The following is a 23,837-nucleotide window of genomic DNA, read 5'->3' on the forward strand; positions in this document are numbered from 1 at the left end:
CTCGGACATCTGCAAAACTCCCAGAAAACAAAATCTGATTTGTTGATTCTCAGGGGATCAAGCAACCAGCGGAACTGGCGAAAACCCAGTGTTCATGCGGGTTGCCAGGGTTTTGCAGGGGCGACTAATTATTATCCAAATGCCGAATACGCTACATCGCGAGAGACGGCATGGTCGTCATTGCCCGGGGCGTACTGTGGAGCCCTCAAAAGCACTCCCAACGCGAACGCTTCTGATCCCGGTACGCATGCAGAGCGCGATGCCGGGGGCTTTCCCTTCGGGCGCGCCACCGGCCGCGCGATACTCGCGCCCTGATTCCAAGGAAAAAACATGCAGGGAAACCCACAGGTCATCGACTACTTCAAAGACCTGCTGCGCGGCGAACTGGCTGCGCGCGATCAGTACTTCATCCATTCGCGCCTTTATGAAGACCAGGGCTTCATCAAGCTCTACACGCGCATCGACCATGAAATGCAGGAAGAAACCCAGCACGCCGACGCGCTGCTGCGCCGCATTCTCTTCCTGGGCGGCATGCCCGACATGCGTCCCAAGGAGTTCACGCCCGGCACCACCGTGCCCGAGATGCTGCGCAAGGACCTCGCCACCGAATACGAAGTGCGGGCCGCCCTGCAAAACGGCATGGCGCTGTGCGAAAGCGTGCGTGACTATGTGAGCCGCGACCTTCTCCTGGCCCAGTTGCGCGATACGGAAGAGGACCATGCCTACTGGCTGGAAAAGCAGATCGGCCTGATCGACAAGGTGGGCCTGCAGAACTACCTGCAAACGCAGTCGGCGTCCGCCGACTGACCGCTTGCCTCCCGAGGTTTCGGCGCGGCGCGTTCACCGGGGCAGTGCGCGCGCCACCTCAAGACTTTTAGCCCCCTGCCGCCGTATTCATTGCGGTGGCAGCTATTATTTTTATAGCAAAACACTTTCGCCAGGTGTTTCAGCCCCCGCCTCCCCCTCCTCCCCGGTCCGTGCCTTCAGCGCCTGCACGAAGGCCACGAAACGCACCAACGCCGGGCTGGCCGCGGCGGCATTCCATACCAGCCGGGTTTCGCACTCGGGCAGCGCAGGCCCTTGCCGGCGCGGCGGGAGCGCCACACGCCGGTACACCACGCCGGGGCGCTGGAACTGCATGACGCTTTGCGGCACGAAAGCCAGGCCCAGCCCGGCTGCCACCAGGTTCACGATGGTCTGCATCTGGATGGCCTCCTGCGCTACCTGCGGGGAGTGCCCGGCCGCGTGGTAGAGCGCAAAGATCGCGTCGTACACCGAGGGCAGGATGCGGCGCGGGAAGATCACCAGCGGCTCGGCCAGCACGGCGGACAAAGGCGGCGCGTCGGCATGCATCGCCAGCGGATGCGCCGAGGGCAGCGCCAGCACCAGCGGTTCGCGGGCCACCCGGAGGCCGGCCAGTCCGGGCGGCGCGAACTGCGGCGAGTGCAGCAGCAGGCCGGCGTCGATCTCGCCGCGCTCGATCCACTGCAGCTGGACATCGCCGGTGGCCTCCAGCAGTTCCAGCGCGACCTGCGGGCACTCGCTGCGAAAGGCGCGCACCCACGCGGGCAACTGCTCGAAGCCCACGGTGGACACGAAGGCCAGCCGGATGCGACCGACCTCTCCCTGCGCGGCGGCCCGTGCCCGCGCCGGCAGGGCATGGGCGCGGGCCAGCACCTCGCGCACGTCGGGCAACAGGGCCTCGCCCGCCGGGGTGAGCGCCACGCGGCGGCGCGTACGGTCGAACAGCAGCAGGCCCAAGGTGCGCTCCAGCTGGGCGATCGCCTGGGTGAGCGGGGGCTGGGTCATGTGCATGCGCTGGGCGGCGCGCCCGAAATGCAGCTCTTCGGCCACGGCCAGAAACTGCCGCCAAACGCGCAGCTCGATGGGGGTGTCACTCATATGCCAAGCATATCAATGACGCCTTGAAAACGGATTGGAACCAATCAATCAAACAGCGCATACTGCGCGCTGCCCGAAACGATGCCGGTGCCGGCCAACGACGCACGGCGCGCACAGAACACTCCCACGAAGGACGCCCCATGGAAAACAAACCCCTGCAGATCAACCGCCGCAGCGCCAATATCACCGAAGGCAAGTCGCGCGCGCCCAACCGCTCCATGTACTACGCCATGGGCTACGAAGAGGGCGACTTCAAGAAGCCCATGGTGGGCGTGGCCAACGGGCACAGCACGATCACGCCCTGCAATTCGGGCCTGCAGAAGCTGGCCGATGCGGCCATCCAGGGGATCGAAGAGGCGGGCGGCAATGCCCAGGTGTTCGGCACGCCCACCATCAGCGACGGCATGGCCATGGGCACCGAAGGCATGAAGTACAGCCTGGTGAGCCGCGAGGTCATCAGCGACTGCATCGAGACCTGCGTGCAGGGCCAATGGATGGACGGCGTGGTCGTCGTGGGCGGTTGCGACAAGAACATGCCCGGCGGCCTGATGGGCATGCTGCGCGCCAACGTGCCGGCCATCTACGTGTATGGCGGCACCATCCTACCGGGCCGCTACAAGGGCCAGGACCTGAACATCGTGAGCGTGTTCGAGGCCGTGGGCCAGAACGCCGCGGGCAACCTGAGCGACTTCGACCTGAAAGAGATCGAAAAGCGCGCCATTCCGGGCACCGGCTCGTGCGGCGGCATGTACACGGCCAACACGATGTCCAGCGCGTTCGAGGCGCTGGGCATCAGCCTGCCCTACTCCAGCACCATGGCCAACCCGCACGACGAGAAGCAGAACTCGGCCAAGGAATCGGCCAGGGTGCTGATCGAGGCGATCAAGAAGGACATTCGCCCGACCGACATCGTCACCAAGAAGTCCATCGAGAACGCGGTGGCGGTCATCATGGCGACCGGTGGCTCGACCAACGCCGTGCTCCACTTCCTGGCCATTGCGCATGCAGCGGGCGTGGAGTGGTCCATCGACGACTTCGAGCGCATCCGCCAGAAGACGCCCGTGCTGTGCGACCTCAAGCCCAGCGGCAAATACCTGGCCGTGGACCTGCACCAGGCCGGCGGCATTCCGCAGGTCATGAAGGTGCTGCTGAACGCCGGCCTGCTGCATGGCGACTGCCTGACCATCGAGGGCAAGACCATCGCCGAAGTGCTGAAGGACGTGCCGGACGTGCCCCGCGCCGACCAGGACGTGATCCGCCCGATCGACAAGCCCATGTACGGACAGGGCCACCTGGCGATCCTCAAGGGCAACCTCAGCCCCGAAGGCGCGGTCGCCAAGATCACCGGCCTCAAGAACCCCGTCATCACCGGCCCTGCGCGCGTGTTCGACGACGAACAGTCGGCGCTCAAAGCCATCCTGGACGGCAAGATCGTGGCGGGCGACGTGATGGTGTTGCGCTATCTGGGCCCCAAAGGCGGTCCCGGCATGCCCGAGATGCTGGCGCCCACGGGCGCGCTGATCGGCGCGGGCCTGGGCGAGAGCGTGGGCCTCATCACCGACGGGCGTTTCTCCGGCGGCACCTGGGGCATGGTGGTGGGCCACGTGGCACCGGAAGCGGCGGCGGGCGGCACCATCGCGTTCGTGAACGAAGGCGACTCCATCACCATCGACGCACACACGCTGCGGCTGGAGCTGAACGTGCCCGAGGCCGAACTGGCCCGCCGGCGCGAAGGCTGGACGCCACCCGCCCCGCGCTACACGCGCGGCGTGCAGGCCAAGTTCGCCTTCAATGCGGCCAGCGCCAGCAAGGGAGCGGTGCTGGACGCTTACTGATCCATCGGCATCGAACGCTCAAGCAGAAATGCCCGCAGCCAAACGGCTGCGGGCATTTTTCATGGGGATCGAAACGATGAAGTGAAGGCGGTCGGCTCAGCGGCGGTTGCGCGGCTGAATGCCCAGGGCTTCTCGTTGCTTGTCGATGCGGTCTTGCTTGCGCCGGTCCATCTTTTCCATGGCCTTGCGCTTGGTGTAGCCGGTGGCATCGGCCCAGGTCCACCAGACCAGGGCCAGGGCGAAGGGAGAGAGCACCCACCACCAGTTCCACTGGGCCACCGGCCCGATCTCGAGGTATTTGAGCAGCACAAGAAGCACTCCCAGACTCAGCGCGTACATGGCGATCTCCTGTGCAAAGCCGACTTTACCTGGCGAGGGGTCAACCCCGGCCACTACAATTTCATTGAGCCGAGATACTAACCCACAACCCCCACAGGAAACCCCCGATGAAGCGCACCCTGATCACCCTCGCGATGACCCTGTCGGTGGCCGCCCCCGCCCTGGCCGACCAAGCCCTTGCCACCTCGAAAAATTGCATGGCCTGCCACGCGGTGGACAAGAAACTGGTGGGGCCTTCGTACAAGGATGTGGCCGCCAAGTACGCAGGGCAAAAGGATGCAGTGGACAAGCTGGCCGCCAAGATCATGAAGGGCGGCTCCGGCGTCTGGGGCCCGGTGCCCATGCCGGCGAATGCCCAGGTGAACGACGCCGATGCGAAAAAGCTGGCGGCGTGGGTGCTGTCGCTGAAGTAAGCCGACCGAGACCTCTTGCATTGAACTGACAGCACTGCACTGCAGCCACAGAAAAGGCCGCGCTGCACGAGTTTCGTGCAGCGCGGCCTTTGTGCTTTGGGCGGCGCATCGGCCTGCGACGCACCGTCGTCTTCAAGCGATCGGTCAGATCGGGTCGATGCGCGAATCCACGCGTGGATTGCCGCGCAACTGGTGCTCCAGCTGGCCCACATAGGCGGCCGTGGTGTTGTCCGACTCTTGCGCGCGCTGGGCCAGATGCAGCTCCAGTGCATCCATGCGCGCGATCAGTGCGGCGTGGGATTGCAGGTGCTGGTTTTCAAGGAAGGCTCGAAGCTCGGTGAAGCGCGATGCCTCGGCCTTGTCGGCCAGTTCGCGCTGAACCTGCATCTCCTTGGCATGCCGGCGGGTTTCCAGCAGCACCGAGCCCTGCAGCGACAGCACGTAGGCGATGAAGAACACGCCCAGCAGCACGGTCAGCCCCAGCATCAGCAGGCCCAGCGGAGCCTCGAACGATGTCAGCCCGAGAGAGATCACGGAAGGGGTGGCGAGCGTGGTCCAGTTGAGCGCGGCCAGCACGGCCATGGCGGCCACGATCAGCAGCAGCGCGATGGTTCTGAAATTCATTGTCAATCTCCCGGAAGGTGTCGAAATCCGCAGCCTGGGCAGGTGCGGTTGGGGGACGTTTTTAACCTGTGGAGAGACGGTTATCGCGGGCTGGAAATTGAAACCGGCACTGTCCTACAGCGGGGCCGGGCCATTAAAAAGCCACCGGGCGGAAGTGCGCGGTGGCTTCTAAGAGGGAAGAAGTATGTGAGCCGTACGTGCGATAAGCGGATTCTGCCGTCACATCACATTGCCTTCGGCAATATGAGTGCCGTCAAACCCTGCGAAGCGCTACGCGCCGGGCCGCGTTGCGGCCCCCCTGGATCAATTGGTTTCAGCCAATTGATCCAGGATCGCAGGGTTCTCCAACGTACTCGTGTCCTGCGTGATCTGCTCGCCCTTGGCGATGGAGCGCAGCAAGCGGCGCATGATCTTGCCGCTGCGGGTCTTGGGCAGGTTGTCGCCGAAGCGGATGTCCTTGGGCTTGGCGATGGGGCCGATTTCCTTGGCGACCCAGTCGCGCAGTTCCTTGGCGATGGCCTTGGCCTCTTCGCCGGTGGGGCGCGAGCGCTTGAGCACGACGAAGGCGCAGATCGCCTCGCCCGTCACGTCGTCGGGGCGGCCCACCACGGCGGCTTCGGCCACCAGGTCGGTCTTGGAGACCAGGGCCGATTCGATCTCCATGGTGCCCATGCGATGGCCCGAGACGTTCAGCACGTCGTCGATGCGGCCCGTGATGCGGAAGTAGCCGCGGTCGGCACCGGAACCGGAGGGCCCGCCCGCAGACCGCACGGCGCCGTCGCCGGCCAGGTAATAGCCCTTGAGCTCTTCGGGGAAGTAGCTTTTCTTGAAGCGCTCAGGGTCGTTCCAGATGGTGCGGATCATGCTGGGCCAGGGTTTCTTGATGACCAGAATGCCGCCCGTGCCGTTGGCGATGTCGTTGCCCACCTCGTCCACGATGGCGGCCGCGATGCCCGGCAGCGGCAAGGTGCAGCTGCCCGGCACCAGCGGCGTGGCGCCTGGCAGCGGGGTGATGACGTGGCCGCCGGTCTCGGTCTGCCAGAAGGTGTCCACGATGGGGCAGCGCTCGCCGCCCACGTTCTTGTAGTACCACATCCAGGCTTCCGGATTGATGGGCTCGCCCACGCTGCCCAGGATGCGCAGGCTGGACAGATCGGAGCGTGCGGGGTGCAAGGCGGCATCGCCCTCGGCGGCCTTGATGAGCGAGCGGATCGCCGTGGGCGCGGTGTAGAAGATCGTGCAGCGGTGCTTTTCGATCATCTGCCAGAAGCGGCCCGCGTTCGGGAAGGTGGGAATGCCTTCGAAGATGATCTGCGTGGCGCCTGCGGCCAGCGGCCCGTAGGCCACGTAGGTGTGGCCGGTGATCCAGCCGATGTCGGCCGTGCACCAGAACACGTCGTCCGGGCGCAGGTCGAACGTCCAGTCCATGGTGAGCTTGGCCCACAGCAGGTAGCCGCCCGTGGCGTGCTGCACGCCCTTGGGCTTGCCGGTGGAACCGCTGGTGTACAGGATGAAGAGCGGGTGCTCGGCCCCCACGGGCACGGGTGCGCACCCGGTGCTCTGGCCGTCCAGCGCTTCGGCGAAGGTCTTGTCGCGGCCCGCGACCATGGCGCAGGCGGTGGCCGTGCGCTGGTACACGAGGATGCTGCGGATGGTGTCGCAGCCGCCCATGGCCAGGGCTTCGTCCACGATGGCCTTGAGGGGCAGCTCCTTGCCGCCGCGCATCTGGTAGTTGGCGGTGATGACGGCCACCGCGCCCGCGTCGATGATGCGCTCCTGCAGCGCCTTGGCCGAGAAGCCGCCGAACACGACGCTGTGCGTGGCGCCGATGCGCGCGCAGGCCTGCATGGCGATCACGCCCTCGACCGTCATGGGCATGTAGATGAGCACGCGGTCGCCCTGCTGCACGCCGTTGGCCTTGAGCGCATTGGCGAACTGCCCCACGCGGGCCAGCAGTTCCTTGTAGGTGACGGAGGTGACGGTGCCGTCGTCCGCCTCGAACACGATGGCGGTCTTGTTCTCGACCGGGGTGCCGATGTGGCGGTCCAGGCAGTTGGCGCTGGCGTTCAGCTGGCCGTCGGCGAACCATTCGTAGAACGGCGCCTTGGAGGCATCGAGCGTGCGGGTGAAGGGCTTGTCCCACTGCAGATTCTCGCGCGCCAGGCGGGCCCAGAAGCCTTCGAAGTCCTGCTCGGCCTCCGCGCACAGCGCGTCGTAGCCGGCCATGCCGGAAATGCGTGCCGCCTTCTGCAAGGCTTCGGAGGGTGGGAAAACGCGGTTTTCCACCAGCACGGATTCGATCTTGGATGAGGACGCACTCATGGGTTTTGTCTCCTGGGGTCAGATAGAGTTTGGCGGCACTTTCAGGGCCTGCACTTGGTACTTTCAGGGCCTGCACTTACATGCCACTGACGAAGAAACGCAGGCCGCCACAGGCTCCGATGCTACGCCTGCAAGGCGGCGGGTTTCTGTCATGAAGGGCGTGGCCGGTGCTTCTAGACGCGAGAAAAAGCGCTGGCCTGTATGCACAGGGCATGTCTGCACGGGCGATAGAGCGGGTGATCGGCGTGAGTCACAACTCCGTGCTGGGCTGGGTGCGCAAGGAGGTGGAGGGCAAGGCGGTGCAGCCGCCAGTATCTGGGCACCAGCAGATCGTCGAGATGGACGAGATGTGGAGCTACGCGGGTTCAAAAAAACCCCATCTGGCTGTGGTGGGCGATAGAGCGCAGCACGCACCGGATCGTGGCTTGGGCGTTGGGAGACCGGGGTACGTGCACGGCGCGGGTGCTGGGCCAGCAGTTGCAGCAGGCTGCGCACATCCAGTACTGCACCGACCATCACAAGCCCTACCGAGCGATCGTGCCGAAGGGGCAGCACACGGTGGGCAAGGCGCATACGCATCACATCGAGAGCATGAACAACAAGCTCAGGTGTTACCTGGCCAGGCTGAGAAGGAAGACACATGCGTACAGCAAGAGCGCTACGGCGCTCTTGCACTCGCTGCTGTTCATCTGGGGGCGTAAATTCGCAACTGAACTACGGCCACAGACCGACTGCATCCTGAGCCAACGGCTGTGGGATAGCAACATTGAAATACCAATTTAGCAATCCCGGAAAAAGGCCTCCAGCGCAATGAATATGCCGGCATATTGCTATTAAATTAGTAGCAATTGGCACATTACTTCGGCTGCCTTAATTTCTCCCCAATTGGATTGCAAAGTTCCTCCATCCCCAACGAAGAGAGAAGGAGAGGAACCATGCACCCATCCACACCAACCACCGCCGCCTCCGTCGCGCACACCGCGACGACGGCCTCCACGCCGCCTTCGGCCGACGCACGGCGCCGCCTGGCGCTCGGCACGATCGGCTCCCTGGGCATCGCCAGCCTGCTGGGTTGCGGCGGGGGCTCCGACGCCGTGACCGACAGCACCGGGACCGGGACCGGGACCGGAACAGGTACGGGCACTGGAACAGGTACGGGCACCACCTCCACCTGCTCCATCGTCCCCGAGGAAACCGCCGGCCCCTACCCGGCCGACGGCTCCAACGCCAGCAACGCCAACTACAACGTGCTCGCGCTCAGCGGCATCGTGCGGCAGGACATCCGCAGCAGCATCGGCGCGCCCACCGCCGTGGGTGGCGTGCCGCTGACCATCGCCATCACGCTGACCAACACGCGCTCCAGCTGCGCACCGCTGCAGGGCTACGCCATCTACCTGTGGCATTGCTCGCAGGGCGGCGACTACTCGGTCTATACCGAGCGCAGCATCGCAGCCAACTACCTGCGCGGCGTGCAGGCCACCGATGGCAGCGGCACGGTGACCTTCACCACCATCGTGCCCGGCTGCTACGCCGGACGCATGCCGCACATGCACCTGGAGATCTACCCCAGCCTGGCCGTGGCCACCACCGCCGGCAACAAGGTCAAGACCACGCAGCTGGCGTTCCCCACCGACACGCTGCGCGCCATCTATGCGGCCAACGCGGGCTACAGCGCGAGCGTGCCCAACCTGGCGGCGATCACCTTCGCCACCGACAACGTGTTCAGCGACGGCACCGACCTGGAGATGACCACGCTGCAAAGCAATGGCAGCGGGGGCTACACCGCCTCCATCACGATCTCCATCTCCGCCTGACGCGCCGGGGCGCCGGGCGCCCCGCTGCTGCTTTCCCCGCCCTTGCAACAACGACCACTGAACGAAAGGCCCATGCCATGTCCGCACACCGCCACCCCATCAAAACTCCGTTCACGACCCGGGCCACGTCCTTGCACACGCCCAGGGCTTTGACCCTCGCTAACGTCATCGCCGGCCTGTCGCTGGCCGCCTCCAATGCCTTCGCCCAGGCCCAGGGAGCGCCCGGCGGTCAGCCGCCCGGCCCGCCGCCCGAGGCATACACGGCCTGCAAGGGCCTGGCCGAAGGCGCTTCGGTCACGCTGACGATGCCGGACGGCAAGACCCTGCACGGCACATGCCGGACAATGAACGGCACCCTCGTCGCCATGCCCGCGGGCGGCCCGCCCCACGGCGCCGGCGGCCCGCCACCCGCCCGCTGATCCACCTTCGCCCATGCCCCGCCTGACGCTGCAAAGCAAAGCCTTCTTCGCGCTGACCGTTCTGCTGGCCGTGCTGCTGCTGCTTTTCGTGGGGTTCTCGCGCGTTGGCCTGCAGCGCGGGCTCGGCCCGTACGTGGCCGAGATCGAACTGGCGCGGATGGACTGGCTCGCCGCGCGGCTGCAGCGCATGCACCTGCTGCATGGTGGCTGGCAGACGCTGCGCACCCAACCCGAGCTGTGGCGCGAAATGCGCCGCCCCGGCGACAGCCCATCGCTGCGCAATGCCCAGGGCGCACCGAGCAACGGCGGCGCCAATAGCGGCAGCAGCGGCGGCAACAGCACCGCCAACGGCAACGCCATCGGTACAGGCAACGGCAACGGCGTGCGCAGCGATACCGCGGGCAGCGGCCACTTTCGCGAACGCCCTCCACCGCCCCCCGACTTCGGCGCCCCCGGCGACGGCCGGTTCGAGCCGCCATCCGACGGCCCCCAGCCCGAGGCTGGCTCCTTCGACAACCGCGACCGACCGCCGCCGCCCCCGGGCTCGATGCTGTCCCAGCGGCTCGGCGTGCTCGACGCACAAGGCCGATTGGTGGCCGGGGTGCGCCCCACGCCCGACGCGGCCCGCCTGCCTCTGCGCGGCACCGATGGCAGCCCCATCGGCGAGCTGGTGCTGAGCCTGCCCTCGCACCTGGAGACCGAAGCCGACCGGGCCTTCATCGCCCGGCAGCTGGGCTTCGTCGTGTGGACCGGCATCGCCGGCCTGGCACTCGCGCTGCTGCTGTCCTGGGCGCTGGCCCGGCGTTGGCTCGCGCCCATCGGCGCGCTGGTGGACGGCGCGCGCGGCGTGGCCGCGGGCCGGCTGGACACGCGCGTGGCCGTGCATGGCGACGACGAGCTCGCCCGCCTGGCCCTCACCTTCAACGACATGGCCGAACAGCTGGGCGGCATGGAGGCGTCCCGCCGCCAGTGGATCGGCGACGTGGCGCACGAGCTGCGCACCCCCCTGGCCGCCATGCGCGCCGAGATCGAGGCCGTGCAGGACGGCGTGCGCCCGTTCGACGACAAGACCGCCCTGCGCCTGCACCGGCAGGTGATGCGGCTCATCCAGCTGGTGGGCGACCTGCGCGCCAGCCTGGACGCCGCCGCGGGCAGCGCCGCATCCGCGCTGGTGCCCGTGCACCCGCTGTCGCTGCTGGCCGAGGCCGTCGCCTCGATGCAGCCGCGCTTGCACCAGGCCGATCTGGCCGTGGACACCAGCGGGCTTTCCCCGCTGGCCACGCTGTCGCCACCGCCGCTGGTGCAGGGCGATGCGCAGCAGTTGCACCGCGTGTTCCTCAATCTGCTGGAAAACAGCGTGCGCTACACCGACCCCGGCGGCCGGCTGGAAATCCAGGCGCGCATCGACCGCGGCGGCCCCGCGCCCTCGCTTGCACTGCAGTTCGACGACACCGCGCCCGGCGTGGCCGCGCACGACCTGCCGCGCCTGTTCGACCGCCTGTACCGCGCCGAAAGCTCGCGCGCCCGAGCCACGGGCGACCTGGGCGGATCGGGCCTGGGCCTGGCGATCTGCCGGGCCATCGTGCAGTCGCACGGCGGCCGCATCGCCGCACAGCCTTCGCCGCTCGGCGGCCTGCGCACCACCCTCACCCTTCCCTTGCTGGAGAACCATTCATGACAGCGCGCATCCTCGTGGTCGAGGACGAAACCGACATCGCCCACATCGTGCTCGACTACCTGCGCCACGCCGGCTACGACGCCGAGCACGTGGCCGACGGCCAGAGCGCCCTGGCGCGGCTGACCGGCCCCACGCCGCCCGATCTCACCCTGCTGGATGTGATGCTGCCCGGGCTCGACGGCCTGTCGGTGCTGCGCCAGGCGCGGCGCCATACCGACAAGCCGGTGATCATGCTCACCGCCCGCGTCGAAGAGGTGGACCGCCTCATCGGGCTGGAACTGGGCGCGGACGACTACATCTGCAAGCCCTTCTCGCCGCGCGAGGTGGTGGCGCGCGTCAAGACCGTGCTGCGCCGCGGCGCCGCGCAAGGCCCGGCATCCGCGGGGGCCGCCCCCGCCAGCCCGCCGGTGCTGGCGCTGGACGAGGTGCATTGGCAGGTCACGCTGCGCGGCGCGCCCGTAGCGCTCACCCCGCGCGAATTTCGCCTGCTGCAGGCACTGGCCCGTCAAAGCGGGCGCATCTTCTCGCGCGCGCAACTGCTCGACCTGGCCTACGGCGACACCCTGGACGTGAACGAGCGCGCCATCGACAGCCACATCAAGAACCTGCGCAAGAAGCTCAAGGCCGCCAGCGGCGACGGCGTGGAGTGGATCCGTTCGGTGTACGGCGTCGGGTTCGCGTTCGACGAAGACGCGGGCGACACTGGCGCAGCAGGCTCCTGCAGCGCCGCGTCGCCCTAGGCGGACGGCGCGGTGCCAGCGAAGCGAAGCAGTGCTTTTTCGTAATGATGGCGATTGGAGTGGTAGCCCAGGAATTGGCCGAACACCTTGGCCTCAGAAGGCTTCGGAGGCTGGGAATCGACACCGTCGTCGCTCTTGAGCCCCAGCGCAAGGCGAACCATTCCTTTTGGTTGATAGCCCAGGTACCGCAGGTTGTCCACCAGGTTTCTGCGCGGCTTTTGTTCGTAGTCCAAAGTGATGATCAGTCCCTCGACCGGCCGCTTCTCGGGCACCAGCACCGTCCCCTTGGCCGCATGCCGGGCCTGAGCCCGGCTGAGCAAAGCGGGGTCCAGAAGTACGAGCGAGGGAGGCGTTTCCAGGGCGACGTGCCCCTGCAAGGCCTTGGTGAACATCTGCGCGGATCCGCCCCCGATGGACAGGCCGCAAACGTGGACGATTTCCACGTCCGGCGCGGAGGCGGATTCGGCCCTTTCCTGCAGGATGTTCGCCACGAGTTGCCCCGCCTCGCAGGCTTTCCGGTAGACATCGCCGATCCCGCCCTGAATGACCCGCTTGACCTGGTTGCCGGCCCGGTCGGGAATGCCATCGAAATAGATGCTCACCTCGACTTTCTGTCGCTGCGTGACGGGATCGACGGTTTCCCGCTCGCGCAGCCACAGATGCGTTTTCACCGCCAGTTGCTGCAGCAGTTGGCGTTTTTCACTGGAGGCCCCCTTCACCAGCGCGGAGTCCTTGATGCGTCGCGCCTCCTGAGCGCCGTCGTACTGCGTGAAGACCTCACCCAGTCGCAAGCCCTGCAGCCGATGGGCGACCGCCTGGGCGGTCGATGCAGCGGCTTGCACGTCGGCCGGCGCACCGGCCGGCGCGCCATGCAAACCCAGCGCCTGGGACAGCGCCGAGATTTGGGCGGGAGGCAGGGCCGACACATGGGCATCCGGCTGCCGGACCAGATCGATCTTCTTTTCGATCTTGTCCTTGCTGCGGCGCGAGGTTGGCAGCGCGTTTGCCGGGGCCTCGGGGTCCGGCGGGCCAGCGGTGCCGGTCTGCCCGGCGGTGGATGTCAGCGCCACTCCCAGCGCGGCATCCACGGGCACAGCAGGGCCCGATATGCGCGGCGTTGGCGGTCCGTCGTCGTCGGACACGATCTCCATCTCGATTTCGCCCGTGCCCCCGGCGGGTGCTGCGCCCCATCCATGGCTGGGCGCAGCCACGGTGCGCTCCATCCCCTGGGCGACGGGCATGGCAGCGCCCTGGTCCTCGGCATGACGCACCGAAAGCGCTTGTGCCGCCTGGATCGCCTTGGCATCGTGGTGCATCAGCGCCGCCAACGGGCCTCGGCTGCCCGAGGGGAGTTCCTGGTCCACGGGCGGCGACATCAATTGCGCGAGCGGCCCCTGCATTCCGGTCGGCAAGGTGAGCCAGGCAGACCGCAGGGCCGCCGAACCGCGTTCAGGCAGCACGGCGTTCTGGCGCCGCAGCGATGGCTGCGAAGGTGAGCGATCCGCGTCCAGGGTCTCGCCACGGCGCACGGACAGCCCGGAAGGCACGTCGCCAGTGGGGCCGGAGCGGGAAGCCACCGCCGCAGGCCTGGAAGACTCCCCCACAGCCGCAGGGCCAGCGGGCAAGGGGGCTTTGCCAGTGAACAGCGAGCGAAGGCGTAAAAGATTCATGAATAGTCAGCGTTGCCACGCTGGCCGGTGAACGAGGGGAATGGAGCGGTGCAAGCCCATGGCATATCGATCAGACATTAACCCCTGGTCGCCGTGCCGGGCCGAACGCCGCGAATCCGTTTGCGCAGACCCGAAGCGTCGAGCATCGGCGCGCAAGCCCAAACGGCCGGGCAGCATCAAATGCTATATTTTTCATAGCAATATCCCCTAGTGAATATTGCCCTGGAGGCCATTATTCCCCCTGCCCTGCGGCAGAGCCCGCCCACGGGCCAACACGGCGCGGATGCGCTCCCACCAGCGCAGCAGGCTACCGCCTACAGCCGCCCCGCCCCGGGTGGGCTGAGATCGGGGGGCGCACTTCCCGCCCCCTTTTGCCAAACCGCCTGCTGCTCCACCCATGCCACGCACCGCCACCGCTCAGGCTGCCGCTTCGGCAGCACGCCCGCCCGCAACCCGCCTTGCCCATGGCCTGCGCTACGTCAACCCCGACATGCCCGGCCTGACCCGCGAGCGCCAGGGGGACGGCTTCCGCTACCGCCAGCCCGACGGGAAATGGCTGACCGATCCCGACGAGGTCACCCGCATCCAGCGCCTGGCGATTCCGCCGGCCTACACCGACGTGTGGATCTGCCCGCTGCCCAACGGCCACCTGCAGGCGACCGGGCTCGACGCCCGTGGCCGGCGGCAATACCGCTACCACGCCGACTGGCGCCTGCAGCGCGACGAGGCCAAGTTCGAGCGCATGCAGGCCTTCGGCCGCGCCCTGCCCCGCATCCGCGCCCGCGTGGCCCGCGACCTGCGTGCCACGCCGGGCCGCGCTCTCACCCGCGAACGCGTGCTGGCCACCTTGGTGCGCCTGCTGGACACCACCTTCATGCGCGTGGGCAACGAGGAATACGCCAGCGCCAACCGCTCGTATGGCCTGACCACGCTGCGCAACCGCCACGCGGACCTGCGCGGCAACCGGCTGCGCCTTCGGTTTCGCGGCAAGAGCGGCGTGCAGCAAGAAGCCATGCTGGACGACCCGCGCGTCGCCCGCGTGGTGCGCCGCTGCCAGCAGTTGCCGGGGCAGGAGCTCTTCCAATACGAAGACGAGGACGGCACGCTGCACGCGGTGGATTCCGGCGACGTGAACGACTACCTGCGCGAAATCACCGGCACCGAGGAGGGCGAGCATTTCACCGCCAAGGACTTCCGCACCTGGCACGGCACGGTGCAGGCGCTGGAACTGACGCGGCTGGCCTGCTCACAGCAGCCCGGCACGCCGGCCGTGACGGCCAAGCACATCCTGGCCGAGGTGGCGCGGCAATTGGGCAACACGCCAGCGGTCTGCAAGAAGTCTTACGTGCACCCGTCGGTGCTGGCGCTGGGATCGCGCCTCACGTCCGACGCGGGGCCGGACATGCAGGTGCTGTGGGACCGCATCGGCGGCACGAACACGCCCCGCGCGCTGCAGGCGGCGGAGCGGCGGTTGCTGGCCTTTCTGCGCCAGAAAGACCGGGCGCCGCGGGCCAGGCGCGACCGCAAGACCACGCACTGAGGCCGTCGGGGCACCCGTGAGTCCGGTCAGCCGGCGTGCGAGCTGCATTGCATTGCACTGCATTGCGTTGGGTTGGGTTGTGGCACAAACGCAGCCCAGTGACCGCTCATGCGGCTCGGGGCGGCATCGGACCGCTCAGCGGCCGACCATGTTGCCCGGCACGACCCACTGATCGAACTGCTCGCCGGTCACGTGGCCCGATGCCACGGCCGCCTCGCGCAGGCTGGTGCCTTCCTTGTGCGCCTTCTTGGCGATGTAGGCGGCCTTGTCGTAGCCGATGTGCGTGTTGAGCGCCGTCACCAGCATCAGCGAGCGGTCCACCAGCTCGGCGATGCGGTCGCGGTTGGGCTCGATGCCCACGGCGCAGTGGTCGTTGAAGCTCACCATGCCGTCGGCCAGCAGCCGCACGCTTTGCAGGAAGTTGTGCGCCACCATCGGGCGGAACACGTTCAGCTCGAAATTGCCCGAAGCGCCGCCGAAGTTGATAGCGACGTCGTTGCCGAACACCTGGGCGGCCAGCATCGTGACGGCCTCGCTCTGCGTCGGGTTGACCTTGCCCGGCATGATGGACGAGCCAGGTTCGTTTTCGGGAATGCTCAACTCGCCGATGCCGCTGCGCGGTCCGCTGGACAGCCAGCGCACGTCGTTGGCGATCTTCATCATGCTGGCGGCCAGCGTCTTCAAAGCGCCGTGCGCATGCACCAGCGCATCGACCGAGGCCAGGGCCTCGAATTTATTGGGGGCCGTGACGAACGGCAGCCCGGTCAGGCGCGCCAGCTCGGCCGCGGCCTGCTCCGCGTAGCCCTTGGGCGCATTCAGGCCCGTGCCCACGGCGGTGCCGCCCAGGGCCAGCTCGCACAGGTGGGGCAGCGCCGCGCGCACATGGCGCTCGCCGTGGTCGAGCTGCGCCACGTAGCCGGAAAACTCCTGGCCCAGCGTGAGCGGCGTGGCGTCCTGCAGATGGGTGCGCCCGATCTTCACGATGCCGTCGAAATCTTTCGCCTTTTGCGCCAGCGTGGCGCGCAGCTTGGCGATGGCGGGCAGCAGGCGGTGCGTGAGCGCCTCCACGGCGGCCACGTGCATGGCCGTGGGGAACACGTCGTTGCTCGACTGGCTGCGGTTCACATCGTCGTTGGGGTGCACCAGGCGCGATTCGCCGCGCTCGCCACCCAGAAGTTCGCTGGCGCGGTTGGCCAGCACTTCGTTGACGTTCATGTTGCTCTGCGTGCCCGAACCCGTCTGCCAGACCACGAGCGGGAATTCGCCGGGATGCCGGCCGGCGATCACCTCATCGGCCGCAGCCACGATGGCGTCGGTCTTTTTCGCGTCCTGAAGGCCCAGCGCCTGGTTGACCACGGCGGACGAGCGCTTGACCTGCGCCAGCGCCTTGATGATCTCGCGCGGCTGCTGTTCGCCGGAGATGTCGAAGTTCTGCAGCGAACGCTGCGTCTGCGCGCCCCACAGCTGGTGGGCGGGGACTTCGATGGGGCCAAAGGTGTCGCGTTCGATGCGGGTGGTCGTCATGTCGGGCTGGGTCCAGTGGTGAAGAAGCAAGGTGGCGCACCCGGAGTGCGCGGGCTTTCAAAAGCATACGCGAAACAAAACCATTCTCATTGGCTGGGGCCTTGGTGTGCAGAGACCCTGCCGGGCGCGTAATAAACCGGCGATGGATACACTTGGAAACCCTCCCGCGCCGACTTCCGGCCTCCATGCCCTCCCGATGTCGTCCGAACTTGCCCACCCGCTGACCGGCTTTCTGCCGTCCCACCACGATCCGCTGGTGGTTGCCGCATCGTTTGCGGTGGCGGTGCTGGCCTCTTACGTCACGCTGGCCGTGGCGCGACGGGTGCGCACTTCGCAGCGGTACATCGGCCTGGCGTGGTGGGCCGCAGGCTCGATGGTGATGGGCACGGGCATCTGGTCCATGCATTTCGTGGGCATGTTGGCCTTCGAACTCCCCATCGCGCTCGGCTTCACCGGAGGACTCACCTTCGTGTCATGGCTGTCCGCCGTTGCCGCCTGCGGCGTGGCGCTGGGCATGGCGGGCCTAGCCGGGTTCCGGTGGCCGCACCTGGTGGCGGGGGCTTTGGCCATGGGCATCGGCATCAGCGCCATGCACTACATCGGCATGCAGGCACTGCACCTGTCCATCGGCATCGTCTGGAACGCCGGATACGTCGTGCTTTCCGTCGTGGTGGCGGTGCTCGCCTCGGCCACGGCCCTGTGGCTCTTTCAGGTTCTGCAGCCCATGCGCGGCACGCGCCGCAGGCTGTTCCAGGCCGGGGCATCGCTCGTGATGGGCGTTGCGATCTGCGGCATGCATTACATCGGCATGGCCGCTGCCCAATTCCCCCAAGGCACCGTGTGCCTGAGCGCCAACGCGCTGGGCGGCGCGGGGCTGACCGCCATGGTGGTGATCGCCACGCTGGTGCTGCTGATCAGCACGCTGTTCATCGCCATCCTCGATGCGCGGCTGCAAAACACCGCCCGCCGCCTCACCCAGTCGCTCAAGGAAAGCAATGCCAAGCTGCACCAGGCCAATGCCGAACTACAAAAGCGCGCCTTCGCCGATGCCCTGACCGCCCTGCCCAACCGCCTGCTGTTCGAAGACCGCCTGATCCACGCACTGCTGCGCCTGGAGCGCGTCAACCACCACCGCGTGGTGGATCGCCTGGCAGTGCTGTTCGTCGATCTGGACGGGTTCAAGCCCATCAACGACTCGTTCGGCCATGCCGCCGGCGACGCCATCCTGATAGAAGCCGCGCAGCGGCTGCGCGCCGAGGCGCGAGAGAGCGATACCGTGGCGCGCGTGGGGGGCGACGAATTCCTGCTGCTTCTGGAAGACGTCGGCAATGCGGCCGACTGCACCGTAGTCGCCAACCGCATCCTGGCCGCGATCGCAAAGCCCTTCCAGGTGGCCGGCCGCCAGGTGCAGATCGGCTGCTCCATCGGCATCGTGGTGCATCCCGACCACGGCGATCGCGACAAGCTGGTGGCCAATGCCGACGCCGCCATGTACGCCGCCAAGCGTGCGGGCGGCAACGGCTACGCGATGTTCGAGCCGCACATGGGCTCCGATGCCTCCGATCAGCTAGAACTGCAAAACGACCTGCGCCACGCGCTGGCCCGCGGCGAGCTTTCGCTGCACTACCAGCCCAAGATCGACGGAAAGCGCGGCCGCATCAACGGCGTGGAAGCGCTGCTGCGCTGGAACCATCCGCAGCGCGGCATGGTGAGCCCGCTGGTGTTCATCGGCCTGGCCGAGCGGTTCGGTCTGATCGGCCAACTGGGCAACTGGGTCATCGAAGAAGCCTGCCGGCAGATGGCCGACTGGGCCCGCAGCGGCCTGCGCATGCGCGTGGCGATCAACCTGTCGGTGCACCAGTTGCGCGAAAGCGGGCTGGCCGAGCGCATCGAGCATGCGCTGCAGTTCCACGGGCTGGACGCCTCGCAACTGCTGTGCGAGATCACCGAGTCGGTGGCCATGGAAGACACCAAGGCCACGCAGCGCACGTTCGAGGGCTTGGCGCGCATCGGCGTTTTTCTGTCCATCGACGACTTCGGCACGGGCTATTCGAGCCTGAACTACCTGCGCCAGCTGCCGGCCCAGCAGCTCAAGATCGACCGCAGCTTCGTGAACGACCTCGAACACGAGGAAGATGCCCGCGCCGTGGTGGACGCCGTGGTCCGGCTGGCCCATGCGCTGGGCCTGCGCGTGGTGGCCGAAGGCGTGGAAACCAGCGGGCAGCGCGACATCCTGCTGGCCATGCGCTGCGACGAGCTGCAGGGCTTTTTCTATGCCCGCCCCATGCCGGCGGACGTGCTGCTGGCCTGGGCACAGGGCGACAAGCCGGAGGGCTCGGCGGACTTCGCGCCGTCGGTGCTCGGCGCGCTCGAAGTCGCCGGCAGCCTCCCGTTCGACATGACGCAGCGCGGTTGAGCGCCCAGCCCGCGGCCGCCAGCGCCGTCCGGAGCGGGCGGCGATAATTGCGCGGTCCGTTCTTTCCCCAAAAACATATCCCACCATGACCACGACCATCCGGTACCACGACCTCGTGGAGTCCGTTGCTGCGTCATTGCAGTACATCTCCTACTACCACCCGGCCGACTACATCACCCATCTGGCGCGCGCCTACGAGCGTGAACAGAGCCCGGCCGCCAAGGACGCCATCGCGCAGATCCTCACCAACAGCAAGATGAGCGCCACCGGCCAGCGCCCCATCTGCCAGGACACGGGCATCGTCAACGTCTTCATCAAAGTGGGCATGGACGTGCGGTTCGAAGGCTTCCCCGCCGGCCTGGAAGACGCCATCAACGACGGCGTGCGACGCGGCTACAACCACCCCGACAACACGCTGCGCGCCAGCGTCGTGGCCGACCCCCAGTTCGACCGCAAGAACACGAAGGACAACACGCCTGCCGTGATCTTCGCGCAGATCGTGCCCGGCAACACGGTGGACATCACCGTGGCGGCCAAGGGCGGCGGCAGCGAGAACAAAAGCAAGATGATCATGCTGAACCCCAGCGACAGCGTGGTGGACTGGGTGCTCAAGACCGTGCCCACCATGGGCGCTGGCTGGTGCCCTCCGGGCATGCTGGGCATCGGCATCGGCGGCACTGCCGAGAAGGCCGTGCTGCTGGCCAAGGAAAGCCTGATGGACGACCTGGACATGTACGAGCTGCAAGCCAAGTCGTCGCGCGGCGACAAGCTCGACAAGATCGAGGAAATGCGCCTGGAACTGTACGAGAAGGTCAATGCCCTCGGCATCGGCGCCCAGGGCCTGGGCGGCCTGACCACCGTGCTCGACATCAAGATCAAGATGTACCCCACGCACGCGGCCAGCAAGCCCGTGGCGATGATCCCCAACTGCGCCGCCACGCGCCACGCGCACTTCGTGATGGACGGCTCCGGCCCCGTCTACATGACACCGCCATCCCTGGACCTGTGGCCCAACGTGAACTGGGCGCCCGACTACAACAAGAGCAAGAAGGTGAATCTCGACACGCTCACCAAGGAAGAAGTCGCCAGTTGGAAACCCGGCGACACGCTCCTGCTCAACGGCAAGATGCTCACCGGCCGCGACGCAGCCCACAAGCGCATCCAGGACATGCTGGCCAAGGGCGAAAAACTGCCCGTGGACTTCACCAACCGCGTCATCTACTACGTGGGTCCGGTGGACCCGGTGAAGGGCGAAGCCGTCGGCCCTGCCGGCCCGACCACGGCGACGCGCATGGACAAGTTCACCGACATGATGCTGGAGCAGACCGGCCTGATCGCCATGATCGGCAAGGCCGAGCGCGGCCCGGTGGCCATCGAGTCCATCAAGAACCACCGAAGCGCCTACCTGATGGCCGTGGGCGGAGCCGCTTACCTGGTCAGCAAGGCCATCAAGGACGCCAAGGTGGTGGGCTTTGCCGACCTGGGCATGGAAGCCATCTACGAATTCGACGTGGTGGACATGCCCGTGACGGTGGCCGTGGATGCAGGCGGCACGAGCGCCCACATCACCGGCCCGGCGGAATGGCAAAAACGCATCGCCACGGGCGAATTCAAGTCCATCGACCTCGTCGCCGTTTGACGGTACTCAAGGCCCGGTGAACGGCAGGCTCGCTGATGGCGCGGTGATTGATCCAGGCCGAGCGAGCCGCCATTCGCAGGGCCTGCCGGCCGGTCCTCCCGTTTTCATTGGCAGCGCAGGGCATTCGAAGAAGCAACCATGACGGCAGAAACGACGCAGCAGCGCCCCATCGGGGTGTTCGACAGTGGCATCGGTGGATTGAGCGTTCTTCGCGCGCTCCAGGCCGAGTTGCCGCACGAACGCTTCGTCTATGTGGCCGACAGCGGGTACGCCCCTTACGGTGAACGGGGCGATCCCTATGTCGCCGCCCGCAGCCATGCAATTACCCGCCATCTCCAGGCCCGGCACGGCATCAAAGCCCTGGTCGTGGCCTGCAACACCGCGACCGCCGCTGCGATCCATGAAGTGCGGACCCAATGTCCGGACCTGCCGCTGGTGGGCCTGGAGCCCGCCATCAAACCAGCGGTCGCGCTGAGCCGCACCCGGCGGATCGGTGTGATCGGCACGCGGGGTACGCTCACCAGCAGCAAATTCGCGCTGCTGCTGGGCTCGCTGCAATCACAGGCCGATTTCGTCGTCCAGCCTTGCGATGGTCTGGCCTACGCCATCGAGCAAAGCACCGAACACGCGGCGCCCCCCCTGTCAGAGGCGTCGAAGGTGCGAGCGTTGTGTGAACAGTACCTCGGCGCCATGGGAGCGTTCGGCACGGCTGAAGGCTGCATCGACACGCTGGTGCTGGGCTGCACGCACTATGTTTTTGCAGAAGAAGTGCTGCGTGCGCTGGTCGGCGATGGCGTCCGTCTGGTGGACACTGGGGAGCCCGTTGCGCGGCAAACACGGCGGCTGCTGGAAGCCACGGGCTTGCTGGCTGCAGCCGATGACAACGCCGCTTCGCCGAGTCATGAGCGCGTGCAGTTGCTCACCACTGGCGCATTGCCGCCGCTCCAGGCTGCAGCGCATCGTTGGCTCCAGTTGCCTGTCAGTTGCTGCAGCACCGCAGCCGTTCCAACGCCAGGCGTGCTGCCAATGGATCAGATGCCAAATCGGGCTCCAGCGCAATAAATACGCCGGCATACCGCTATCGATTCAATAGCATTCAAGTATTCCAAAGGCGGGCACCCGCCTGCTCTATGTGCGTCAGATACAAGCGGGTATCGAACTCGTACTGGTGGTAGCGCGGCTCCATGTGCTCGCACAGCTGATAGAACGCCTTGCCGTGGTCCTTCTCACGCAGGTGGGCAAGTTCATGCACGACGATCATGCGAAGGAACTCCTCCGGCACTTGCTTGAACATGGACGCGATGCGGATCTCGTGCCTTGCCGTCAAGCGCCCACCCTGCACACGTGCCGACGAAGTGTGCAGGCCCAAGGCATGTCGCACCACGTGGATCTTGCTGTCGAAGACCACCTTCTGCACCGTATCGGCTTTGCGCAAATGGCGGGCCTTCAGTTCGGCTGCATATTGATAGAGCGCCTTGTCCGTGCGCACGGCATGCGCTTGCGGATAGCGCCGCTGCAGCATAGCGCCCAATCCATCCTCCGCCACAAGCGTGCGCACCTGCTCCTGCAAGGCTTCGGGGTACGCGCGGAGATAAGGCAATTCGATCAGCATCACAGATCGGCAGCCGCTTCGCAAAGCGGCTGCAAGCTTCAATAAAAAGCCAGAATTTTCAGTGAAGATGGCGGGGCCGACGGCCGCCGCTGCCACCATGGCCGCCGCCCGAACCGCCGCTGCCACGTGGAGGCTTGCCGATCTCCAGCGAGTTCACCAAAGCATCGAAGCGCTGGGAAAAAAGCTTGTCGATCTCAGCAACCACACCGCCAAGCTCAGCCCCGTCGAAATGACGTTCCATCATGTTCACGACATCCTGCACGAGCAGATCGCGTTGCACCTGCATGATCGCGGCAGGTGTCGGGCCCACGAACAGCATCACAAAATCGTCGCGTGCCTCGGTTCCGTCATCCTCTTCGTCCTCGTCGAAATCGGTGTCGTAAAAGGTGACCTCGATGGCTGCGCCCTGTTCCGACAACTCGTTGAGGCTCATGCACATTTCATCGAGCGACTGGCGAAAGTCCTCGTCGCCGCGCACCGTCCAGCAGATCTGAAGCATGTGCTCCTTGGCATCGAACTGAATGCCCGGCTCTTCCTCATAGGCACTGGCCGCCCCATCGGCCAGCGAACGAGCGCCAGCGTACTTCCAGAGAGGCTTCAGGGCTTCTTGCAACTGGTCGAATCCCGCATCAGCACGCAACTGGACCTGACCATGGACATGGATTTCAAAGGGAGCGTTGTAACTTGACATGATCGAATCGTAATGGTGCCCCGAGCCGGGGTCGAACCGGCACGCCCCTTTTCAGGAAGCGGCGGATTTTAAGTCCGCAGTGTCTACCAATTTCACCATCGGGGCGCCTGCCGCACGGCGCGCGTCTTGCATTCAAGCGTAACCCGGGCCACGCAGGTGCGCAACGCTCCAAATACGGATCTGCCATCCTGAAAGAATAACCGCCACACGCAATAAAAAAGGGAAGCCGAAGCTTCCCTTACAAAATTGAAGCAGGGAACGAGATACTCGCTTTAGCCCTAACTTCTTGGTCCATAAGAGGTTTGTCAAGCACCCCTCCGTTGGAAGACTTCTATTATGTACTACTTTTGTGGGCCTGACTAATTCCTGAGCGTAAAAATACGCGGACAAGGCTTTCGACGAAGGGATGCCTCCACCGATAACACAGACCTTGGGCTCATGCGCTGCCAGCCACTCAGTTCATCTCCTTGTGTCTAAAGTCTGCATAAATCGCTCCACGACCTGCTTGCCTGACGTGAGGCCCTGACACGACCTAGTGTTCTGTCCCGCTGATAAGTGAGCAAAGTCGATGCAGCTTTTCGAGTATCGAATCTGCGGTGGCGGTCCACCTGAAGGGTTGGCAGTTGGCGTTGTAGGCGGTGACGAAGTGGTCGATGCGT

21 protein-coding genes, 1 tRNA gene and 1 pseudogene are annotated in these 23,837 nt (G+C 66.2%); 13 read left to right on the plus strand and 10 right to left on the minus strand.

What is annotated here, in order from left to right:
• Together AVHM3334_RS21445 and bfr are read left to right on the plus strand one after the other, a co-directional pair.
• On the plus strand, positions 1-315 hold a 315-nt coding region (locus tag AVHM3334_RS21445; RefSeq protein WP_284415517.1), incomplete at its 5' end, for a hypothetical protein.
• A 15-nt stretch (positions 316-330) separates the two neighbouring features.
• Positions 331-807 carry a bacterioferritin gene (gene bfr, locus AVHM3334_RS21450; RefSeq protein ID WP_092740168.1) on the plus strand — a complete coding sequence of 159 codons (477 nt, stop codon included), beginning with the start codon at positions 331-333 and terminating at the stop codon, positions 805-807.
• 111 nt (positions 808-918) lie between these two features.
• Here bfr and AVHM3334_RS21455 read toward each other — a convergent pair whose 3' ends face one another.
• The gene (locus tag AVHM3334_RS21455; RefSeq protein ID WP_284415518.1) at positions 919-1,902 is read right to left on the minus strand and encodes a LysR family transcriptional regulator; all 984 of its coding nucleotides are present in this window, start codon (positions 1,900-1,902) and stop codon (positions 919-921) included.
• Between the two features lie 140 nt (positions 1,903-2,042).
• Between AVHM3334_RS21455 and ilvD the strand changes: the two genes are divergently transcribed.
• Complete coding sequence (gene ilvD / locus AVHM3334_RS21460; protein WP_284415519.1) at positions 2,043-3,737, plus strand: dihydroxy-acid dehydratase; 1,695 nt, start codon at positions 2,043-2,045, stop codon at positions 3,735-3,737.
• A 96-nt stretch (positions 3,738-3,833) separates the two neighbouring features.
• Here ilvD and AVHM3334_RS21465 read toward each other — a convergent pair whose 3' ends face one another.
• Positions 3,834-4,076, minus strand: a complete 243-nt coding sequence (locus AVHM3334_RS21465; RefSeq protein ID WP_284415520.1) for a TIGR04438 family Trp-rich protein — start codon at positions 4,074-4,076, stop codon at positions 3,834-3,836.
• Between the two features lie 107 nt (positions 4,077-4,183).
• Here AVHM3334_RS21465 and AVHM3334_RS21470 point away from each other — a divergent pair, with 107 nt between their 5' ends.
• Complete coding sequence (locus AVHM3334_RS21470) at positions 4,184-4,489, plus strand: c-type cytochrome (RefSeq protein WP_284415521.1); 306 nt, start codon at positions 4,184-4,186, stop codon at positions 4,487-4,489.
• Between the two features lie 144 nt (positions 4,490-4,633).
• On the opposite strand, the gene AVHM3334_RS21475 is transcribed toward AVHM3334_RS21470, so the two are convergent.
• Together AVHM3334_RS21475 and acs are read right to left on the minus strand one after the other, a co-directional pair.
• Positions 4,634-5,113, minus strand: a complete 480-nt coding sequence (locus tag AVHM3334_RS21475; protein ID WP_284415522.1) for a LapA family protein — start codon at positions 5,111-5,113, stop codon at positions 4,634-4,636.
• A gap of 303 nt (positions 5,114-5,416) precedes the next feature.
• Positions 5,417-7,435 carry an acetate--CoA ligase gene (gene acs, locus AVHM3334_RS21480; protein ID WP_284415523.1) on the minus strand — a complete coding sequence of 673 codons (2,019 nt, stop codon included), beginning with the start codon at positions 7,433-7,435 and terminating at the stop codon, positions 5,417-5,419.
• A 315-nt stretch (positions 7,436-7,750) separates the two neighbouring features.
• On the opposite strand from acs, the gene AVHM3334_RS23945 reads away from it, so the two are divergent.
• From AVHM3334_RS23945 to AVHM3334_RS21500, 5 genes are all read left to right on the plus strand, one after another.
• On the plus strand, positions 7,751-8,218 hold the full coding sequence (locus AVHM3334_RS23945; RefSeq protein ID WP_349816638.1) for an IS1 family transposase: 468 nt from the start codon (positions 7,751-7,753) through the stop codon (positions 8,216-8,218).
• Between the two features lie 152 nt (positions 8,219-8,370).
• Positions 8,371-9,249, plus strand: coding sequence for a dioxygenase family protein (locus tag AVHM3334_RS21485; RefSeq protein ID WP_284415524.1), 879 nt, complete (start codon positions 8,371-8,373; stop codon positions 9,247-9,249).
• 77 nt (positions 9,250-9,326) lie between these two features.
• The gene (locus tag AVHM3334_RS21490; protein ID WP_284415525.1) at positions 9,327-9,668 is read left to right on the plus strand and encodes a hypothetical protein; all 342 of its coding nucleotides are present in this window, start codon (positions 9,327-9,329) and stop codon (positions 9,666-9,668) included.
• A gap of 13 nt (positions 9,669-9,681) precedes the next feature.
• Positions 9,682-11,346, plus strand: coding sequence for an ATP-binding protein (locus tag AVHM3334_RS21495; protein ID WP_284415526.1), 1,665 nt, complete (start codon positions 9,682-9,684; stop codon positions 11,344-11,346).
• Positions 11,343-12,086 (plus strand): response regulator, encoded by a 744-nt coding sequence (locus AVHM3334_RS21500; RefSeq protein ID WP_284415527.1) that lies wholly within the window; start codon positions 11,343-11,345, stop codon positions 12,084-12,086. The genes AVHM3334_RS21495 and AVHM3334_RS21500 overlap by 4 nt, the downstream gene beginning before the upstream one ends.
• Here the strand turns inward: AVHM3334_RS21500 and AVHM3334_RS21505 are convergent.
• Positions 12,083-13,663 carry a hypothetical protein gene (locus tag AVHM3334_RS21505; protein ID WP_284415528.1) on the minus strand — a complete coding sequence of 527 codons (1,581 nt, stop codon included), beginning with the start codon at positions 13,661-13,663 and terminating at the stop codon, positions 12,083-12,085. The two genes, AVHM3334_RS21500 and AVHM3334_RS21505, sit on opposite strands and share 4 nt — an antisense overlap.
• 490 nt (positions 13,664-14,153) lie before the next feature.
• Between AVHM3334_RS21505 and AVHM3334_RS21510 the strand changes: the two genes are divergently transcribed.
• Entirely contained in the window at positions 14,154-15,296 is a 1,143-nt protein-coding gene (locus tag AVHM3334_RS21510; protein WP_284415529.1) for a DNA topoisomerase IB, read from the plus strand.
• Positions 15,297-15,431: 135 nt separating this feature from the next.
• Here the strand turns inward: AVHM3334_RS21510 and fumC are convergent, their stop codons facing one another.
• The gene (fumC, locus tag AVHM3334_RS21515; protein WP_284415530.1) at positions 15,432-16,820 is read right to left on the minus strand and encodes a class II fumarate hydratase; all 1,389 of its coding nucleotides are present in this window, start codon (positions 16,818-16,820) and stop codon (positions 15,432-15,434) included.
• Between the two features lie 196 nt (positions 16,821-17,016).
• On the opposite strand from fumC, the gene AVHM3334_RS21520 reads away from it, so the two are divergent.
• From AVHM3334_RS21520 to murI, 3 genes are all read left to right on the plus strand, one after another.
• Positions 17,017-19,236: a putative bifunctional diguanylate cyclase/phosphodiesterase gene (locus AVHM3334_RS21520; protein WP_284415531.1), complete on the plus strand. Its 2,220-nt coding sequence runs from the start codon at positions 17,017-17,019 to the stop codon at positions 19,234-19,236.
• Positions 19,237-19,321: 85 nt separating this feature from the next.
• A complete protein-coding gene (locus AVHM3334_RS21525) occupies positions 19,322-20,875 on the plus strand; it encodes a fumarate hydratase (protein WP_284415532.1) in 1,554 nt (517 codons plus the stop codon).
• Between the two features lie 138 nt (positions 20,876-21,013).
• Positions 21,014-21,937, plus strand: coding sequence for a glutamate racemase (murI, locus tag AVHM3334_RS21530; protein WP_284415533.1), 924 nt, complete (start codon positions 21,014-21,016; stop codon positions 21,935-21,937).
• Positions 21,938-21,971: 34 nt separating this feature from the next.
• Here the strand turns inward: murI and AVHM3334_RS21535 are convergent, their stop codons facing one another.
• The 4 genes and pseudogenes from AVHM3334_RS21535 to AVHM3334_RS21550 all read right to left on the minus strand — a co-directional run.
• Positions 21,972-22,487 carry a M48 metallopeptidase family protein gene (locus AVHM3334_RS21535; RefSeq protein ID WP_284415534.1) on the minus strand — a complete coding sequence of 172 codons (516 nt, stop codon included), beginning with the start codon at positions 22,485-22,487 and terminating at the stop codon, positions 21,972-21,974.
• Between the two features lie 58 nt (positions 22,488-22,545).
• Positions 22,546-23,178 (minus strand): DUF6806 family protein, encoded by a 633-nt coding sequence (locus AVHM3334_RS21540; RefSeq protein WP_092740202.1) that lies wholly within the window; start codon positions 23,176-23,178, stop codon positions 22,546-22,548.
• 13 nt (positions 23,179-23,191) lie between these two features.
• Positions 23,192-23,283 (minus strand) — tRNA-Leu (locus AVHM3334_RS21545).
• Between the two features lie 427 nt (positions 23,284-23,710).
• Positions 23,711-23,837 (minus strand): annotated as a pseudogene (locus AVHM3334_RS21550) (IS630 family transposase); the annotation flags it as partial.

It is taken from the genome of Acidovorax sp. SUPP3334 (assembly GCF_030159055.1).
In the GTDB taxonomy this organism is placed as follows: Bacteria; Pseudomonadota; Gammaproteobacteria; order Burkholderiales; family Burkholderiaceae_C; genus Paracidovorax.

Coding starts and splice junctions, on each gene's coding strand:
- bfr (WP_092740168.1), top strand. CDS start 331: ATGCAGGGAAACCCACAGGTCATCGACTACTTCAAAGACCTGCTGCGC.
- AVHM3334_RS21455 (WP_284415518.1), bottom strand. CDS start 1,902: ATGAGTGACACCCCCATCGAGCTGCGCGTTTGGCGGCAGTTTCTGGCC.
- ilvD (WP_284415519.1), top strand. CDS start 2,043: ATGGAAAACAAACCCCTGCAGATCAACCGCCGCAGCGCCAATATCACC.
- AVHM3334_RS21465 (WP_284415520.1), bottom strand. CDS start 4,076: ATGTACGCGCTGAGTCTGGGAGTGCTTCTTGTGCTGCTCAAATACCTC.
- AVHM3334_RS21470 (WP_284415521.1), top strand. CDS start 4,184: ATGAAGCGCACCCTGATCACCCTCGCGATGACCCTGTCGGTGGCCGCC.
- AVHM3334_RS21475 (WP_284415522.1), bottom strand. CDS start 5,113: ATGAATTTCAGAACCATCGCGCTGCTGCTGATCGTGGCCGCCATGGCC.
- acs (WP_284415523.1), bottom strand. CDS start 7,435: ATGAGTGCGTCCTCATCCAAGATCGAATCCGTGCTGGTGGAAAACCGC.
- AVHM3334_RS21485 (WP_284415524.1), top strand. CDS start 8,371: ATGCACCCATCCACACCAACCACCGCCGCCTCCGTCGCGCACACCGCG.
- AVHM3334_RS21490 (WP_284415525.1), top strand. CDS start 9,327: ATGTCCGCACACCGCCACCCCATCAAAACTCCGTTCACGACCCGGGCC.
- AVHM3334_RS21495 (WP_284415526.1), top strand. CDS start 9,682: ATGCCCCGCCTGACGCTGCAAAGCAAAGCCTTCTTCGCGCTGACCGTT.
- AVHM3334_RS21500 (WP_284415527.1), top strand. CDS start 11,343: ATGACAGCGCGCATCCTCGTGGTCGAGGACGAAACCGACATCGCCCAC.
- AVHM3334_RS21510 (WP_284415529.1), top strand. CDS start 14,154: ATGCCACGCACCGCCACCGCTCAGGCTGCCGCTTCGGCAGCACGCCCG.
- fumC (WP_284415530.1), bottom strand. CDS start 16,820: ATGACGACCACCCGCATCGAACGCGACACCTTTGGCCCCATCGAAGTC.
- AVHM3334_RS21520 (WP_284415531.1), top strand. CDS start 17,017: ATGTCGTCCGAACTTGCCCACCCGCTGACCGGCTTTCTGCCGTCCCAC.
- AVHM3334_RS21525 (WP_284415532.1), top strand. CDS start 19,322: ATGACCACGACCATCCGGTACCACGACCTCGTGGAGTCCGTTGCTGCG.
- murI (WP_284415533.1), top strand. CDS start 21,014: ATGACGGCAGAAACGACGCAGCAGCGCCCCATCGGGGTGTTCGACAGT.
- AVHM3334_RS21535 (WP_284415534.1), bottom strand. CDS start 22,487: ATGCTGATCGAATTGCCTTATCTCCGCGCGTACCCCGAAGCCTTGCAG.
- AVHM3334_RS21540 (WP_092740202.1), bottom strand. CDS start 23,178: ATGTCAAGTTACAACGCTCCCTTTGAAATCCATGTCCATGGTCAGGTC.